The 16,503-nt window shown below is 58.4% G+C and carries 12 protein-coding genes; 8 read left to right on the top strand and 4 right to left on the bottom strand.

Annotated features, from left to right (window positions below; translation table 11 throughout):
• Positions 1–51: 51 nt before the first annotated feature.
• Positions 52–2,103, bottom strand: coding sequence for a DUF7507 domain-containing protein (locus AC1DYL_RS16995; RefSeq protein ID WP_477174073.1), 2,052 nt, complete (start codon positions 2,101–2,103; stop codon positions 52–54).
• Positions 2,104–2,506: 403 nt separating this feature from the next.
• Here AC1DYL_RS16995 and AC1DYL_RS16990 point away from each other — a divergent pair, with 403 nt between their 5' ends.
• From AC1DYL_RS16990 to AC1DYL_RS16975, 4 genes are all read left to right on the top strand, one after another.
• Positions 2,507–3,475 (top strand): response regulator, encoded by a 969-nt coding sequence (locus AC1DYL_RS16990; RefSeq protein ID WP_477174072.1) that lies wholly within the window; start codon positions 2,507–2,509, stop codon positions 3,473–3,475.
• 361 nt (positions 3,476–3,836) lie between these two features.
• Positions 3,837–4,991: a HEPN-associated N-terminal domain-containing protein gene (locus AC1DYL_RS16985; protein WP_477174071.1), complete on the top strand. Its 1,155-nt coding sequence runs from the start codon at positions 3,837–3,839 to the stop codon at positions 4,989–4,991.
• Between the two features lie 135 nt (positions 4,992–5,126).
• The gene (locus AC1DYL_RS16980; RefSeq protein ID WP_477174070.1) at positions 5,127–6,701 is read left to right on the top strand and encodes an ATP-binding protein; all 1,575 of its coding nucleotides are present in this window, start codon (positions 5,127–5,129) and stop codon (positions 6,699–6,701) included.
• Positions 6,702–6,845: 144 nt separating this feature from the next.
• A complete protein-coding gene (locus tag AC1DYL_RS16975; RefSeq protein ID WP_477174069.1) occupies positions 6,846–7,478 on the top strand; it encodes a hypothetical protein in 633 nt (210 codons plus the stop codon).
• Between the two features lie 11 nt (positions 7,479–7,489).
• On the opposite strand, the gene AC1DYL_RS16970 is transcribed toward AC1DYL_RS16975, so the two are convergent.
• Complete coding sequence (locus AC1DYL_RS16970; RefSeq protein WP_477174068.1) at positions 7,490–8,065, bottom strand: recombinase family protein; 576 nt, start codon at positions 8,063–8,065, stop codon at positions 7,490–7,492.
• A 162-nt stretch (positions 8,066–8,227) separates the two neighbouring features.
• On the opposite strand from AC1DYL_RS16970, the gene AC1DYL_RS16965 reads away from it, so the two are divergent.
• Complete coding sequence (locus AC1DYL_RS16965) at positions 8,228–9,199, top strand: hypothetical protein (RefSeq protein ID WP_477174067.1); 972 nt, start codon at positions 8,228–8,230, stop codon at positions 9,197–9,199.
• Positions 9,200–9,211: 12 nt separating this feature from the next.
• The gene (locus AC1DYL_RS16960) at positions 9,212–10,312 is read left to right on the top strand and encodes a hypothetical protein (RefSeq protein ID WP_477174066.1); all 1,101 of its coding nucleotides are present in this window, start codon (positions 9,212–9,214) and stop codon (positions 10,310–10,312) included.
• 31 nt (positions 10,313–10,343) lie between these two features.
• On the opposite strand, the gene AC1DYL_RS16955 is transcribed toward AC1DYL_RS16960, so the two are convergent.
• Complete coding sequence (locus AC1DYL_RS16955) at positions 10,344–12,614, bottom strand: DEAD/DEAH box helicase (RefSeq protein WP_477174065.1); 2,271 nt, start codon at positions 12,612–12,614, stop codon at positions 10,344–10,346.
• Positions 12,615–12,700: 86 nt separating this feature from the next.
• The gene (locus AC1DYL_RS16950) at positions 12,701–14,680 is read right to left on the bottom strand and encodes a site-specific DNA-methyltransferase (protein WP_477174064.1); all 1,980 of its coding nucleotides are present in this window, start codon (positions 14,678–14,680) and stop codon (positions 12,701–12,703) included.
• A gap of 671 nt (positions 14,681–15,351) precedes the next feature.
• Between AC1DYL_RS16950 and AC1DYL_RS16945 the strand changes: the two genes are divergently transcribed.
• Both AC1DYL_RS16945 and AC1DYL_RS16940 read left to right on the top strand, forming a co-directional pair.
• Positions 15,352–16,002, top strand: coding sequence for a recombinase family protein (locus AC1DYL_RS16945; protein WP_477174063.1), 651 nt, complete (start codon positions 15,352–15,354; stop codon positions 16,000–16,002).
• On the top strand, positions 15,999–16,439 hold the full coding sequence (locus AC1DYL_RS16940) for a hypothetical protein (RefSeq protein ID WP_477174062.1): 441 nt from the start codon (positions 15,999–16,001) through the stop codon (positions 16,437–16,439). Before AC1DYL_RS16945 ends, AC1DYL_RS16940 begins: the two co-directional genes overlap by 4 nt.
• The last annotated feature ends 64 nt before the right edge of the window (positions 16,440–16,503 follow it).

The raw sequence follows: 16,503 nt of genomic DNA, 5'->3' as shown, positions 1-16,503 counted from the left end.
TGACTGCCCACTTACGCGGGCAGTCGCCCTTGTTCCTGGCGGTTGCCCCACTCAGCCGCCGTCATTGGCATAGACGAAGGTATTCACGCCCAGGAACGTCATGCCGGTGTTGTTGAAGAAATCGAGCTCGGAGTGGATCGTATCACCCGACAGCTCGTTGCCGGCCGTGGCGTTCTCCGTGTTGGACGCGTTGTTCCAGATGGTCCCGCCACCTGCCTTGACCGCCGAACCGCCGCCCCAGTTCTCCCAGCTCGAGCCGGCATTGCCACCATTGGTTACCTGCAGCCAGTCGATTGCCTGGTCGAGGTACTTGTGCGGGCTGTTCGGATCCGAGGCATCGCCGATCGGATTGCCGGCTAGGTAGTTGAGCCAGGTCGCGACAGCATCCCTTGCCAGCACGAAGCGGGTGTCCTGCTGGTCCTTGGTAGACGAGTTGATAACCTTCACGGCATCGGCCAGGGAGATGAAGAATGTGTCCTCACCATTGTTGGTGACGCCATCCTTGTTGTAGTCGCCGATCAACAGGCCGGCGGTGTTATCCTTGGCACCGTCGTTGTTCGAGTCCACCTTGTAGACCAACTCGCCTGAAGCGAAGTTCGAACCGGACTTCGTCTCGTTGCCCACGGTTCCGTCCCAGAACATCTTGCCCAGATTGCCCCAGAAACCGGGAGTGCGGACGCCGGGGCCGGCGACAGCCTCGACCGCTGCCGTATCGGATGCAGACGCCGTTGACCCGTCGTCGTCGACAGCGCTGACGGTGGCCGTGTTTGTGAGAGTCTGGCCGCCGGCGATGTTGACATTGGTCGTGTACTTGAACGTCCAGGTCTCGCCGGTTTCGAGCAGGCTGTCCTGATCGCCTCCGGACTTCACGAGGGACACGCCGGCCTGGAGGACGCCGTTGACCATCAGGTTGACGTCGGCGAAGCTGCCCATGTCGTCCACGAGGTCGTCCAGCGTCAGCGGATCGATGTTTGCCGTGCTGGTGTTGGTCACCTGGTACATGTAGGTGACCGAGTCGCCGCCGGCCTGAACTGTCTCCTTGTCGTTGAAGATGTTGTCCCCATTGGCATCGACGGTTTTGACGATGGCAATCGAGGCCGCGACGCCGGTCACCGTGACGGTCTCGTCGTCGGTGTCGGTTGCCTCTTCGCCCTCGTCGTCAGTGCCGGTCGCCGTCACCGTGTTGGTGATGTCTTCGCCGACGTTCTTGACCACGTCCTCGGCGGTGATCTGGTAGGTCCAGGTCTCGCCGGTCTCGAGCAGACCATCGCCATCGTCACCGCCGACAAAGGTGCCGTCGGCCAGGATGTCGCCCAGGATGTCGTCGTCGAGACCCGTGATCGTCAGAGGATCGGTCGCCGCTCCAGTGTTGGTCAGCTCGTAGGTGTAGGTGATGTCGGTGGGCGTGCCCTCGACGATCGAACCGACGCTGGCGGTCTTGACCACTTGGATGGCAGGCGCGCCGTCATCGGTGCTGGGCTTGCTGAAGGCGGCCCATTCGTCGAAGCCGCCGTCCTCGGCGTTGGGGTCATTCACGTTGCCGTGGCTGGGCGCCCCGAAGTTGGTGTAGATCGTGACGTAACCCGATGCAGGAAACGCATCGACCGGGATCAGCAGCGCATAGTCGTCCGTGCCGCTGCCGCTCGAATGTTCGGTGAGGATCAGGGTCTGGTCGGATGTCTGATCGAGGTCGAAGATCGGCGTATAGGTCTGCGAGGTGTTGCTGAACGTGTCGGTGGTGTTGTTGAAATCGCCGGCAGCCGCCTGGTTCGGAGAAACAAACACCTTGAGCTTGTTGAGCTGCACGAGATCGGGCGACTCATTCAGGTCGAGCCTGAAAATGTAGTAGGTCACACCATCCACTACGCTTGTCTGCAGGCTGCTGAGCTGGATGCTCTCTGTCTTGGCCGAGTTGGTGTCGAGAAGATTACCACCATCGTCGGAATTGAACCCCTCGGCGGTGCCGTCGGTCGACTGCGTCGCGAGGAACGTGTTGTAAATGCCGGTTCCCGAACCAACGGGAACGTCATATTGGAAGATCGCATCGCCGCCGCTCACGGTCGCAAGCGTCACGGAAGAACCAGGGCTGGTCAGGTCGGTCATCGCACACTCCCATCGTTCAGGACGGTGGATGTGCGCAACGCCCCCGCGCGCGGCCCTCCACCTTCGAACATGTTGTGCCGAAGACCCTTCCGCCTCCGCCGCACGGCCGGGGCGGGTCTAGTCGGTCCGCTATGAATGGCGCATCCGCCAGACGTTATCCATATACCTGCAGGTATACGAACCGTTAACCATCAGGACCCTGACAGCAGAGCCCTCCCCCATACCAAGACGGGACAAGTCATCCGAGGCCCTGGCGGCGGCATCGGCCGGCGTAGCTTGATCACAACTTTACTATTCGACGACAGCCACGTTTCCGTCTGTAGCCGGATAGGCTACCTTGGTCTCCAGCAGGCACCCATTTGGTGCGCCAACTGCAAGAAGTAGAACGAGTGGATAGGTAATATTGACTAGTCTTGACCTTCAGAGTGGGGCCAAGCGTAGTCCGGTGCGGCAGGAACACGCTGCGGTTGCGCGAGACAAGTCGGCGCGCGCCGAGCGCTTTCGTATTGCCGCGGAGCTGCATGACGGCATCCTTCAGGAGCTTACAGCTGCCGACTTTGCGTTGAAGGTGCTGCTTGATGCCGCCGAGCCGGGCGCGAAGCCGGCGATCGAGCGCGCACGTGGCATTCTTCGCGAACAACACGGTTTGCTCCGCCACTATGTCACCAGCCTCCGCGATGGACCAGATCCACCAGGCGCGGAAACAGGCGCGAAGATAGCGACGGTGGTGATCGCCGACGACCACCCAATCGTACTCAAGGGCCTGTCGGCACTCATCGATGGGGACGCTGACTTTCGCGTAGTTGCAACCTGCGCGGACGGCGCGCTGGCGCTCGAAGCCATCGGCGCGAGCGCACCCGATATCGCGGTGCTGGATCTCAACATGCCCGGGCGCTCGGGCCTCGAGGTTCTCCAGCAGTTGCGCGAGCGGGCATTGCCCACCCGCGCAGTGATCCTCGCGGCATCTGCGAGTGACGCTGAAATCTACGATCTGTTGGCCGCCGGCGCCGCTGGCCTTGTTTTCAAGGAAAGCGCAACGGAAAGCCTGCTCCACTGCCTTCACGTCGTTACCGCCGGCGGCCGATGGCTGCCGGTCGAGCGTACGGACGCCGCGGCACTGCGCGAGGCGACGCGCCGAAAGGTGTGGAAAGAGCTCTCGCTACTGCTGACGACGCGCGAGATGGAGATCGTCCAGTTGGTGTTGTCGGGTGAAAGCAACAAGAACCTGGCGTTCCGGCTCAAGGTCTCGGAAGGAACCGCCAAGGTTCACCTCCACAACATCTTCCGCAAGCTCGGCGTCGGCTCGCGCTCCGAGCTACTGAGCCTCGCCGGCGGACAGGCCGGCAAAGGAAACGACCACCCGCACGGCTAGTCGGAGCTTGGGCGCGGCGCGGCCGATTCACCGTTGCGCATCGCTCCTCGGACAGCGTGCGGCAGATGCGGGCACAACCCCGGAGAGCGGACGTAGTGGTGTGCTACTGATCTGCTTGGAAAATGGTGCTGCAAGAGAGGATTGAACTCGGTCCGTTTGCAGGGTTTTCTCTTGCTTATCAACGTCTTGCGTCGCTGCCAATTCTCTATAGCCGTATCACCTATGCGTATCAACCTAGCAGTTGCCGGGACACCACCCAATATGCACTCTGCTGCCTCATGAGAGGCCAATCCGCGAGGCCGTAGGCGACCGGCGCAGCTCGTAATCTGCTACGTCCTTAGGCACAACTCGAGACGACCTCATGTACGCTCGCTATTCACCGCGCCGGATTTGCTGCCGCTGTGTAGATGATCCAGACCTCGCGGCATTCATCAGGGCGGCGTCAGGTCCGCGAGGGTGCTCCTTTTGTGGCCGCAGGGACGCTACGACGATTGAGTACCACGAGTTCGTTGACTATGTTCGCGAGCATCTGGAAAGTAACTATAGCAAGGCAGCTGATGAATTACCGTGGGAGTCAGCTGAGGGTGGCTATCAAGGTTGGACGAGCGATACGCATGATCTTTTGTTTGATACCGTAGGGCTTGATCTACCTCGGGACACCGGTGACCAACTTCGTTGGGACCTCGCTAATGAAATTGGGGACGAGACGTGGTGTGAGTTTGATTGGCTTGTACTCAATCCTGATGATAGTCTAGAATATTCGTGGGATCAATTTTGCAGTATCGTCAAGACTCGCAGACGTTTCTTTTTCCATAATGTTGGCGCAGGAAACGGTTCAGACGATCCAGATAGCAGGTCACCATTAGAATTCCTCAGCGAAATTTGCTCGTACATTGACGCTCATGGGCTTATTAAAAGCCTTGTGGCTGGACAGCGCATGTATCGAGCTAGACCTCGATCCATAGGTGAGCGGCATAGGACGCCAGCAAGCCTCGGACCGCCTCCACCGGAGTTCGCCACACAGTCCAATCGAATGAACCCGCCTGGGATCTCTATGTTCTATGGTGCGGACCGCCGCAGTTTGGCCGTTGCGGAAACCCGGAATGAGCGAGTTTCGCTTGGCACGTTCGAAGCACTGCGCGATATTCGACTTCTCGATCTGGCGCATTTGCCAAAACAGCCTGGATTCTTTTCGGACGTTCCGAGGACTGAAAGATTGAGACTTAAGTTTATTCGCGCCTTCGCGAAGATGATTGTCGAGCCCGTAGAGCGAAATAATCGCGTCAACGTGGACTACGTGCCGACCCAGGTCTTCACCGAATACCTAAGAGACTATCCGTTTTCCGGTGGGCCTATCGACGGTGTGCGCTACCGCAGCGCTACCGGACAGAAAGGGACGAACGTAGTTCTGTTCGCTGCCCCCGAGAACATAGAGGGAGCGGCGACCATTTCTCCTTATCTGCCGCAAGATGTCTGGTTGCGGCTAGTGTCCAGTAGGCACCTTCGGCCCGTTTGAATGCAGCGTGAAGGATTCGGTTCGGCGACCGCTTCTTTGAGCGGTGAGCCCGACACTCGGCAAGGAGGCCATTAGACTCTTTATTGAAAATGGCGGCTTGCCTCAGTATTAAGGTGTAACCGGGGGGGGGGTGCCATGAAGAAAGACGTTGGTAAGCTTGACGCCGTGCCGTCAAAGCGACTCTTCCTGTCGATTATCGCAGACTACGACCTGAATAGATCGATATGCGAACTGGTTGACAATGGGCTAGACGTTTGGGTCCGGGCTGGACGCGTCGGTCCCATAGCTATCGACGTTGAGGTGAACTTGGATCAGAAAACGATCTCGGTTCGAGACAACGCCGGTGGATTGCCACGCACTGAACTTCGCTACATCGTGGGTCCCGGGCAGACAGGCTCTAGCGACTATGACGAGACAATTGGCATATTTGGGGTTGGAACCAAGCGTGCCGTCGTTGCGCTGGCTCAAGACATTCGCATTACTACTCGGCACAAGAATGCCGCCACTTTTGAAATCGACTTCGATGACAAATGGCTCGCGTCCGAAGACTGGGAGCTGCCACTCTATCAGGTCGACGCAATCGCTGAGGGGACGACAGTCGTCGAACTGCAGAAGCTTCGGGTCCCCATAAGCGATCAGGCGCTTGAGAATCTGCGAGAGCACCTTGGCGCCACGTACGCTCGATTTCTGACCAACGACCACGTCTCGATTTTGCTCAATGGGATCCCGCTAACGCCCATTTTCTTTGACAACTGGTCCTTTCCTCCGGACTTCCACCCCCGGCGGTATCACGGCGACCTCCCTTTATCCGACGGTAGAGTTGTTAGGGTTGATGCCACTGCCGGGCTTAGCAACGAGTCCAGCCCCGCTGCCGGTGAATACGGAGTGTACTTCTATTGTAACGACCGCCTCGTCGCTCGGGCTCTGAAATCGTTCGATGTCGGATTTATGAAGGGATATGCCGGCCTGCCCCATCCCAAGGTATCGCTTACAAAGGTCATCGTCGCGCTCAACGGTGACGCTCGGGACATGCCCTGGAACAGCAGCAAATCTGACATAAGCACCAAACACGAAGTGTTTCAGGCACTTCACGCTTGGCTAAACGAAGTTGTAAAGGACTACGCCGCCCTATCTCGCATCTGGATGGGCGACTGGCCAGAGAAGGTATTTCAGTACGAAAAGGGGAGCATCGTCGATGTCCCAGTTGGGGATTTCCCAGCGGCCAAGAAGTCTTACCTGCCGCCCATGCCAAAGTCTCGTCCGCGATACGCCGAGCAGGTAACGGCGGACAATGCCAGTGTCGTGAAGAATAAGCCCTGGACGCGCGGCCTGTACGAGGGTGTTATTGCGGCCGACTTGATCGTCAGACAGCCCCTCGAGCAGGGGAACCGCATCGCTTTGATTGTGCTCGACAGCACGCTTGAGATCGCCTTCAAAGAGTACCTCGTGAATGAGTCCGGTACACACTACACAGATGCGCAACTACTAGTGATCTTCGGGTCGCGTCATAAGGTACACACGGAGCTACAAAAGTACGTCTCGATTGACTTGGTGACTTGGGGGAAAATCAAACACTATAGCGATATGCGCAATAACCTGATCCATCGTCGATCAACCGCCACTGTCAGCGCATCCGATCTGGTGGACTTTAGAACGGTAGTCGAGGCGGTACTGAAGAAGCTCTACAAGCTAAAGCTCAAAGACCACTAGGAGGGCGCGAGCAGCGGCTAGCGGTGCCGGGGAGATAACGCCGAAGGGCAGATCACGCGACACCTCACATTCGCGCTGCCGCAAACGAAATTACCCCCATGGCCTCTGCAGCGCTCGATCCGGAAGGCCAAAGAGGAGCCTCGTATGAAGCGTCGGATTGCCCTTTGGGCAGCGGTAGTCGTCGCGTCGGTTATAATAGCCGCTATCCTAATCAACGGCAGCCCGAAGAACCCAAGCGCCGCCATGGAGGCGTACACACTGCTCCTGGCCGCCTTCACAGGGGTGCTCTGCGCCGCGACTGTTGAGCTGTGGCTAGCCTCGCGACGGCAGTTGGAGGACGCCCGGCTGAACAACAGGGCGTACGTGTCCGTTGAGCCAGGTGGGCTCGCTCCGTGGAGAGGAACCAGCGATCAGTTTCTGGGGCATGTGAGGATCACGAACGCCGGGATATTGCCGGCAAGGCGTCTCACTTGGCTACTTCAGATCGAAATGTCCGCGAATGGCGACCGACAGGACTTTAAGATACCCACCGAGAGGCGGGGGAACCAACTTGTCGTGGGTCGCTCGTCGATGGCCCGAGGCTCGCCCCCCATCCTCCAGAAGCCGGACGCATACTGCTTCGTTTGGGGCGTTGCAGAATACGACGATGGATATGGTGGCCGTCGCTTTACCAAGTTTTGTCACCGATACAACTGCAAGACGGACAGCTTCACTAGGGACCGGGTAGTGTCGGAAGCGGATGCCCGTCAGCATGAGTTTGGAAATGAAGCGGACTGAGCCATTTGCGATCAGCCGTCAGACGAGCCGCCCACCAGCGGAGGCACGATCTTCTGAACTGTGGCCTTTGACATTCCCACCTCTGCGGCGATCGCGCGGATGCTGCTACCGTTGGCACGCAGCTTTAGGATGTTTTCGCGAACCGCTTCGGTGACCTGCTTGGGACGGCCGCCGCTACGCCCCTCCGCCTTAGCTCTGGCGATGCCCTCCATCTGACGCTCTTTGCGGATAGCGGTCTCAAACTCGGCTATGAGGGCCAGGATGCCCATTATTAGCTTGCCGGTGCGGGTTGTGGTGTCTACCGCTGCGTCATCAAGTACCTTGAACGCTACACCCTTGGCCTCGAGCCCGGTGACGATCTTGTAGAGGTCAGCCGTCGAGCGGGCCAAACGGTCAAGCTTGGTGACGAGCAGGACGTCGCCTTCCCGGACGTAGTCCAGACAACGTAACAGCTCGGAGCGGTCCCCATCCAGTCCGGATCGCTTCTCCGCAAACACCTTGTCAGCTCCCGCTGCCTGGAGCCTCTCGACCTGCAGTGCATGATCCTGTTGCCCGCTTGAGACGCGGGCGTATCCCACAGTAGCCATTGGCTGTACCCTTCGCCTAAAGACAATGCTGGACACAATGTTACTGGACGCAAAGGGTACACGTCAAGGGCGGCGTGCTAGAAAGTATACATAAAGGTACGATTCTCGACGCACACTTGAAGCCAGCGCGGCAATCTGCATTTGCTGAGAAGGGGGGCGCAAATGGCAGATTCTAGGAAGTACGTTTTTCGAGCGTCGTATGATGGACACGCTCAAATAACCGGCCTGTTCGACTTCATTCAGCCTGCAGCGATCGCGGTCTGGAATTTGCGGTGGCAGGTCCAGGGGTATCTGGCAAACGTTCCGAAAGCATCGTCAGATGATCTCTCATCGAGATTTGCTTTGGGGTCCGGCATCCGCGGCGGGTCGCTCAAACGTGTGTTTGTGGATCACCCGTGGAGTGAACAGCAGGAGATGCTAGCCAGCATCACACTAATCAACGTTATTGCAGCCTTCGAGGACGTTACTGCGGGCCTGGCCAGGCTCGGAGGAGGCAGCTCACGCAAGCAAGCCGATGTAGCGAAGGCACTGCAATTCCCTCAACGGCCCGGCGGCGGGCGCGACAGGTCGACTGCTTACGGGGAGTTGGGGCCGGCATCCTCAGCGATGCAAGCTGCCTTTGATTGGGACCATAAAGTCTCTGGTCGCTATGCCGGCAGCAACGTAGACAACCTTCTTGTCTGCTACCGATACTTCAAGGAGATAAGAAATTCGATTGCCCATAACGGCGGGCGAGCGACTGCCAATGCACTGACGGCCTATACGGCATTCTCAGCGATCGCCACTACGGCCGCACTTGGCGGAGTAGCTGAAGTTCCCGAACATAGCCCGATCTTTGCAGTAGGTGAGCCGGTCAAATTGAGTTTCAGAGGCACAATTGGATTTGCTGACATCGTGTTGCGGATTATCGCGACGTATGATGTCGACCTCTCAAGCATGAGAATTGCAGAGCGAGAGTTCCGGGAGCGCTTCCCATCGACGCTTGGCGGAATCTGGAACCGGGCAGTCAAAGAGGAAAAACGCCTAAAGCAGCTAAGGACCAAGCTTAGCACCTACAACCTTCCCGATTTGGTTCTAACTGAGGCGTTTCAGAAGTTCCTGAGGGACGAGCAGATCGTTCCGGCCTATGCGTGAGCGGAGTGAATTGTGACCTTTGAGGATCAACTAGCAGCTATAAGGACGCGCTTAGAAGCCGGTGCGTACCCGAATGAAGCCGCGGTCTCCCTGAGTATCCTGCTGCCGGTTCTAAGAGCGCTAGGATGGGACGATAGCGATCCACTGCAGGTCATGCCGGAGTACGCCCAGGCGGGCCGTCGCGTGGACTTTGCCTTGTGCGGTCATCCCGGGCGGCCGAGTGTTTTCATCGAGGTGAAGGGCGTCGGCAGGTCTCTCGAAGGCGATCGTCAACTGTTCGAGTACGCCTTTCACGAGGGCATTCCGCTGTGTGTGCTAACCGATGGTCGCGAGTGGAGTTTCTATTTGCCCGGGGGGCAGGGCAGCTATGAGGAACGAAGGCTGTTCAGGCTACAGCTCCCGGACCGCCCGACGACAGAAAGCGCCAGAATCTTGACGCGATATCTGGGCCGGGAGAGGATCCGATCGGGGGATGCTCTTGAAGACGCCATCCGCGACTATCGCGACCTCGCTGCCAGTAGACAGGCAGCTAAGAGCATCCCTGCCGCATGGAGTCGCCTGGTGACTGCGCCTGAGGACCTTCTTGTTGAGTTAGTGGCAGAGGAGGCAGAGAAGCTGAGCGGTGCCCGTCCATCGAGCGCCGAAGTGGTTCTATTTCTGCAAGGTCTCAACGTTCGTGGTGCACCGCCCGCACAGGTGGTGGTTAAAGGGCCAGCACAGCTTGCACAGCCTGCAACCCAGTCGCCCCAAGTCTCCATCACCCATCGGTCCGGAGAACTAACTTACTCAGTGCTCGGGGTCTCGAAGACCGCCCGTAACGCCAGTGAAGCGCTTGTGGACATACTAACTACCCTAGCAAAACACGCTCCGGAGAAGCTGCCGGCCGCGGCCCGAGCCGCAAGGGGGCGCTCCCGAAACCACATTGCTCAAACCGTCGCCGAAATCTATCCCGCGCGACCAGACTTGGCGCGTGCAATTGAGTTCAGTCCCGGCTGGCTAGTTGGCCTAAACATTTCGAACCGGGAGAAGATCAGAATCATCCGAGAGGTTTGCCGGGCAATGTCACTGCGCTTTGGGGCGGATGTTATCATCGACCTGCCCAATACAGATTGATTCCAGCTCATTCAGGGCAATGCCGAAAGCTTCAGGTGCGCTCATCGAGGCATCGGCGAATGGCGTCATCGGGAGTGGCGTGATGAGTACATCGGAGCTTTCCGCCCGAGGATATTCGCCACACGCTATAGCCGCCACCGCCCTTCGGCTTGATGGGATCGGCATCCCATTTGCCTTCAGTTATCAGCCTAACGATGACCCGCTCACTGCCAGTCTCATCCCTGATGTTGAGAAGCTTTCGACCAGCGTCCTTCAATATGAGGTGGTCGCCTTTCGGGTCGATGGCGTAGATCAGGTCACCCTTCCAGACTATGAAGTCGGGAAAAAATCGCCTCGACTCGCCCTTGTCTAGAAGTGGAATGGAGTAGCCCCCGTTAGACGGGTTTCTAACCCACGTGAGCCCTGTCGCGTCAATCGCTCGCGCGAACTCAGGCTCAAAACCACGGAGATCGCTGTAGCCGGGATGCAGGGAGTTCTTGAACTCTTCAACCTCCTCTGGCTTCACGATGACATTGGCTACCGTGTAGGGGTTGGCATCCTCGAAGGCGAGTTCCGCGTTCTCCAGATACGCGTCCACCAATTTCTCGGCCTTTTCTCGTAGGTCGAGGGCGGCTCGGCTAGTAACTTCGATCTGCGCCTCAAATCGGGGATCGGCCCAATCGACCGTCTTGGCCGCTTCTGGATAAAGGGTTTGCATCGATCGACGGATGAGCCAACGGGCGACCACGCGGTTTGAGTGCTCGCGGCTCCTCGTTTCAAGGACTGCCTGCGATCCATCACCCACGGCCTGTCGAGCGCGGGTAAGGTCGCCAGGACCATAGTTGTTCGGCGACGGGGTGGTATAGTCGTTGATACTACCGATAACCGCCTGCAACGGCCCCAGTGCCGCATCGGCATCAATATGGATTTCTGGAATCTGCGCCTGATGCCTCGGCTCCAACCGCGAGCGTCCACGGTCACGTGGGTCGCTGTATCCATCAAGCCGGACTTCAGGCATTTCAGCCGCGATCTTCTTTCGGACCACCTCTAGGATTTTGGGGAATTCCTGACGACTGTCGATCCTTATGAAGAAGTTCGCCGTATTCAGGTCAGGGTCGGGATAGTGCCGGGCACCTGGCTGTCGCAGCACACGGCCAATGACCTGCTCCACTTGCACCGCCGAGCCCATCGACTTGTCGATATATGCGAAGCAGCAAGATGGATCATCCCAGCCTTCTTGAAGGGCTAGGTTGAAGATGATGTGATGAAAATCGCCCTGCGTGAACGCAGCGAAGTCATTCTCTCCGCCAGAAAAGAGTCGGAAGCCTGGAGGGGGCGGATAGTTTTTTCTATCCATCTTCAGATCGCAGTAGACGGCAATGTCCTCGGGGTCGATGCCCTGCTCTTCGACGAGATACCGCCAAATTAGAATAGGCGGCGCTTTGCGCGAGTTGAACGGCTGATTGTGATTGTCGGCTGCCCCGTCCTCCTGAGATACATTCGTGCGGCACACATAGATCGCCTTTGGCGTGAAACCGGCCTCCAATTTGTCGGCCTTCACTGTGGTCACTTTGAAGTCGGCGAGCATGTCGCCGAGGGCTGCCTCCATTTCAGTCGCATAGCCGCCAAGAACGACCTGCCTCTTGACTAGCCCAGCATCCACGGCGTCCATGCTGCGCACCGCGGTGACGAGGCCCTTCTGTGGATCATTTGCTGTATCTTCGAGGGTGTCATCGGACCAGCCGGCTCGCTTAAGGCGATCAATGACCTCGCCAAGCCGGCCGGGCGTCTTCATGGTAGCTGACGCGACTAGCACCACGTCGGGCTCCAGCTCAAGCAATAGGTCGGTTTGTTGATCGGTCAGGTTTTGTGCCTCGTCATATACAATGACAAGCGGTCGGCGTTGAGTATCGTTGGTGCCCCTGCGCTCCGTGAGCATCGCCCACAGTGGCTCCTCGTTCAGGTCTTCGTCGATCTTGTGCACCCGGAGCGTGCCTTCTCCCTTCTGGCGCTGATTAAACGCGCCCACGGTGGTCAGGGCGATGACCGGCTGAGTAGAATCCTTGATCCTGTCGGCGTTCATGTCGGCTAAATAGCTGACGGTGAATCCCTCAAGCAGTGTTTCGTATTTGCCGCCAGGCTCGAAGTTGCCGTAGGTCTGGTCGACCACCGCCTTTGATTTGGACATCCACAGTACGATGGGCTCGGCGCCAAGATATGGCCTGATCTGCGAAACGGTGTCCGCGAGTATGGGAGTCTTTCCTGAGCCAGTGAGACCGGCCAGCGCCTGATAGAATGGGGTCGCCCAATCGGCATATTCCATCGGCCGGCGACGGTCGGACGTTAGCAGAAGGAATCTTCGAACTATCTGATCCGCACATCGAGTTTGGAAGGGGAGTAGCTCAAAGCTCATGCCGCATCCTCGGCGGCATCATCTTCATCCTTGCCGACGCCATAGACCTGCGTGGCCTCGTTGAAGCCGAGCTTTTCCAGGATGCGGTTCGGGATTTGGTAGAATTCGATGTTTGGGCCGCTGTACGTCGACATGCGAGCGTAGACATGGAATGGCTGCGTTAGGGCCTCATCGGCGGCCTCTTTAACTATTGCCCTGAACGCTTCCCTATTTAGGACGGACGGCTGTGTAGGGCCGTTCCAAATTAGGAAGAAGCCCTCCCCCTTCGAACTCTTGGCGAAGAGATGCTGGTGCTTGCCGGCGGGGAGTCGATGCAAGTGGGCAGCGTTTCGATCCCTCTGGTCCCAATGCGATGTCAAAAGGAGGTCCATCATCTCCTCCCGCTCAAGCGCGAGGACGGCTGCGGCATCGACCTGATCCATCAGCTTAGAGAAGCGGAAGCCACCAGGCAGTGGGGTCGCCGAATTTGTCTTTCCTTTCTTCGTCGCCCTCTCGCCGGAAATGGCTCGAGTCACCCGGAGGGTGGTCAAGCTGCGGGCGTACGAGTCCCCTCGTTCCGGCCGCCCCTGCTCGACTAGAATGAAACGACGGTTCGCAATGGACTCCCTGTTGAGCTCTAGCACAGCGTGAGCTGTGGTTCCGGAACCCGCAAAGGGGTCCAGAACGATACCGTTCGGTTGGCACCAGATTTGGATGATCTTCTTAACAAGCCTCATCGGCTTGACTGTCTCGAAGCTGTGGTCCTTGCCGACGATCGCACTCAGTTCGTTCACGCCTGCTTGGCTATGGCCGCTTTGTGCATGCTCCCACGACGTGGTGCCCAACTCTAGCGGCTCATCGTAGTCATCGTCCGACCAGTAGGAGGTTGGCACCATGCCTTGCTTGACATCTTCGAGGTACTTTTTCATCCCGAAGGTGCCCATACCATTGTCACGCCAATGGGCAGCCGGCCAGTTCCCCCTATCACGTATTTGTTCGGCTGCCGCCCGAGCCGCCTTTAGCGCAGCGTTGCTCTTGAAGCCATCCTGATCCGGAAGCGATCCGCCCTTGATGATCAGCGCCTTCGCGCGACCGTCACGGAGATCCTTCTCAACATAGCTTGAGCCCCACGCCGAGAGGGCGTCCTTGATCTTTTTCTTTTCCAAACTCCAGCAGCGACCGTCGCTGGGGTAGTGCAGCTCCCCGGTAAATGGCGATTGCACGGCATAGACCATGCCGGCGTGTGTCTCAGCGCCGGGCGCAGTGAGATCACCCGGCTTCCATACCCGATTGTCGCCGTCGGTTGACCGATAGCGGGCATTCATGGCCGCTGTGCGGGGCAGCAGCGCCGTGGTCGAGCGATCGATGTTTTTTGAATAGACCAGCACGTATTCAGTTGCCGTCGAAATATGCTTCTGATCGTTCCGCGGAGCGTAGCTCTTTTGCCAGTTGATGATCGCGATGCGGTTTCGCTCGCCGAACATCTCATCGAGGAGCATTCCCAGTCGGAACAGCTCGCGGTGGTCGATGCAGATGGCAAGCACTCCGCCAGGTCGAAGCATCTCCTTCATCATCCAGAGTCGCGGCGTCATGAATCGCAGCCATTTGGAATGGCGCGAACCGTCATCCGCCGGCACCAACTGTCCAAGGTCGGGATCGTTGGGGTCCTCATCCCATTTGTCGTTATACCGGAAGTCTTGCCCTGTATTGTAGGGCGGGTCCGTGAGGATGAGGTCGACCTGCCCACGATATTTGTACAGGCTCACCAACGCCTGAAGGTTTTCGCCTTCGACAATGAGGTTCTCGGCCTGCTCTTGCTCAGAGCCGACGCAGAGCTTTCGTTCGATTTTTTGGCTGCGCGGCTGAACTCGGCGAATGATCTGCCAAGGCGGGGCTTGGCCCGGGTAGGTCAGACGTATTCCGCCAAGGTCTTCCCCCTCGCGCTCGGTCAGGAGATGGACAAGTTCGTCTCTGCTAAGCTTCTCATAGTCAGGCATTGCCCCACCCATTCAGAACTCTCACCGCGCCGTATCCCATAACGGGCGACCACAACTGAACACCTCGGCCGCCTGCACCGCGTCCAGAGAGCGAAACACCACCTGGAGCAACCGTTTTCAAGCCCGCATCTGAGCATGCCACAGACGATACACAATGGGAAGGATGCGTTCTGCGTTTGTTCCGGGCCTGGGGCATGGAGCTCCCTCCCCGCTGACCGAAAGAGGAAAGACCCGATCCAGCAAACGGTGCGGACGTGTTGACAGCTTCAGGGCCGCGACCGCTCAAGACCGGGAGGAGCCACCACGACTGCTCAGAAGGCCGGCATCGACCCCGCCAAGGATAGTGCCGGGAGACCAAACATCGCGGCCGCAACCCCAGCTTCACGCGGAACCATCTCGCCACCGTGTGCTCGCTCACTCGCCTCGGGATCGACCGGAAATCCGCGATTGCTCGGGCCGCAGGATGAGCCCGCTAAACGGATACTTCGGATCGCGAACACCCCGCCGAGGCGGAGTAGTTGCTGGCACGTGGAATAGTTAAGCAGGCACCTGCCGCGGGCTACGGATGGCTCCCGATATCATGCTTGGCAACCGCCACATTGGAAACCCCCCTTGATTACATCTGGAATACACCCTATTTGGAATAGTCAGCAACCACACCGGACGATCCGATGACATTGATTGGCTTTGCACGATTGTCCGCCATGAATCCCGAGGCGGATGAGGAGCGGTGCCGCCGAGTGCTCCGCAACGGGGGATGTACGGAGGACAACGTCTTCATAGACCGTGCGGACGCGAACCCGCGCGAAGCTGCCTACAACAAGGCGATTGCAGGCCTGAGGCGCCATGACGTGCTTGTCACGCCTTCGCTCTTTCACCTCGCCGAGTCCATCAGAGAACTCGACGTTATCCTCACGGGCATCGGCCACTTGGGTGCGACCGTCCGTATTGTCGACAAGGGCATCGATACCGGCGCTTCCGATGGCGAACGGTTCGTTACGACCACACATCTACTGGCGAATTTCGAACGGCAACTTGCGCAGGATCGCCAGCAGCACGGCATCCAGCGAGCCCGCAGCGAAGGCAAGTACAAGGGGCGAAAACCGACCGCGCAGGAGAAGACCGCACAGATATTGGAGCTTCGCCGCAAGGGCCTCAGCATTGAGGTCATCGCCCGCACCCTCTCGATCAGCGCGTCGAGCGTCTATGCGATCCTCAAGTCGCAGCGTGGAGACACACCCAACGAACCGTCGCGATCAGCCGACCCCGCGGAAACCCCTCCCCCAGACCCCGGACACTCCCCGAAAGGAGACCCGAAATGACGACTGTATTCCAGGCTGTGTCCTTGAAAATGAAAGGACGCAGCAGAGGCCCGTTTCCGGGCGCCTGCGCGTTTCAATTCGCCGGTACCAACGAAGTTCATCTTGGCACGGCGGAGGCTCAAAACTCCGAAGCGCTGAACGTGGCGGCATTCCCCGACATCGTAACTGAGTGTCTAGCAGTCGCCGTGGGGGACTCTATGCCAGAGGTGGTCCTGGTGGTTCCCTCGACAGGGTTCACACAGTACCTCGACGGGTACGTTTGGGACTGGCTTAACAACGACACTCTCAAAGACCATCCCGACTACGAATTGTGGAAGGCCGGCCTGGAAGTCGCATCCCTCGTCAAAATCACCTACCGGACAGCACAAACCACCCAGGAACACGCAATCCTCAAGGCGCTCCAAAAGGAAGCCAAAGCGAAAGCCGGACGTCTTTGACCGAGCCGGCTGGAATTGTGCGGCGGGCTCGAGAGCGAGAAGACGGAAAGGTTGTCAATTGCCA

The organism is Devosia sp. P1_H9 (assembly GCF_056405135.1).
Note: the sequence above shows the minus strand (reverse complement) of the source record. Positions and strands in the feature narration are given on the sequence as shown.

Excerpts from the sequence above, each read along its gene's own strand:
- AC1DYL_RS16945 (WP_477174063.1), top strand. The coding sequence starts at position 15,352 with ATGACATTGATTGGCTTTGCACGATTGTCCGCCATGAATCCCGAGGCG.
- AC1DYL_RS16940 (WP_477174062.1), top strand. The coding sequence starts at position 15,999 with ATGACGACTGTATTCCAGGCTGTGTCCTTGAAAATGAAAGGACGCAGC.
- AC1DYL_RS16950 (WP_477174064.1), bottom strand. The coding sequence starts at position 14,680 with ATGCCTGACTATGAGAAGCTTAGCAGAGACGAACTTGTCCATCTCCTG.
- AC1DYL_RS16980 (WP_477174070.1), top strand. The coding sequence starts at position 5,127 with ATGAAGAAAGACGTTGGTAAGCTTGACGCCGTGCCGTCAAAGCGACTC.
- AC1DYL_RS16965 (WP_477174067.1), top strand. The coding sequence starts at position 8,228 with ATGGCAGATTCTAGGAAGTACGTTTTTCGAGCGTCGTATGATGGACAC.
- AC1DYL_RS16955 (WP_477174065.1), bottom strand. The coding sequence starts at position 12,614 with ATGGAATATGCCGATTGGGCGACCCCATTCTATCAGGCGCTGGCCGGT.
- AC1DYL_RS16985 (WP_477174071.1), top strand. The coding sequence starts at position 3,837 with ATGTACGCTCGCTATTCACCGCGCCGGATTTGCTGCCGCTGTGTAGAT.
- AC1DYL_RS16975 (WP_477174069.1), top strand. The coding sequence starts at position 6,846 with ATGAAGCGTCGGATTGCCCTTTGGGCAGCGGTAGTCGTCGCGTCGGTT.
- AC1DYL_RS16970 (WP_477174068.1), bottom strand. The coding sequence starts at position 8,065 with ATGGCTACTGTGGGATACGCCCGCGTCTCAAGCGGGCAACAGGATCAT.
- AC1DYL_RS16995 (WP_477174073.1), bottom strand. The coding sequence starts at position 2,103 with ATGACCGACCTGACCAGCCCTGGTTCTTCCGTGACGCTTGCGACCGTG.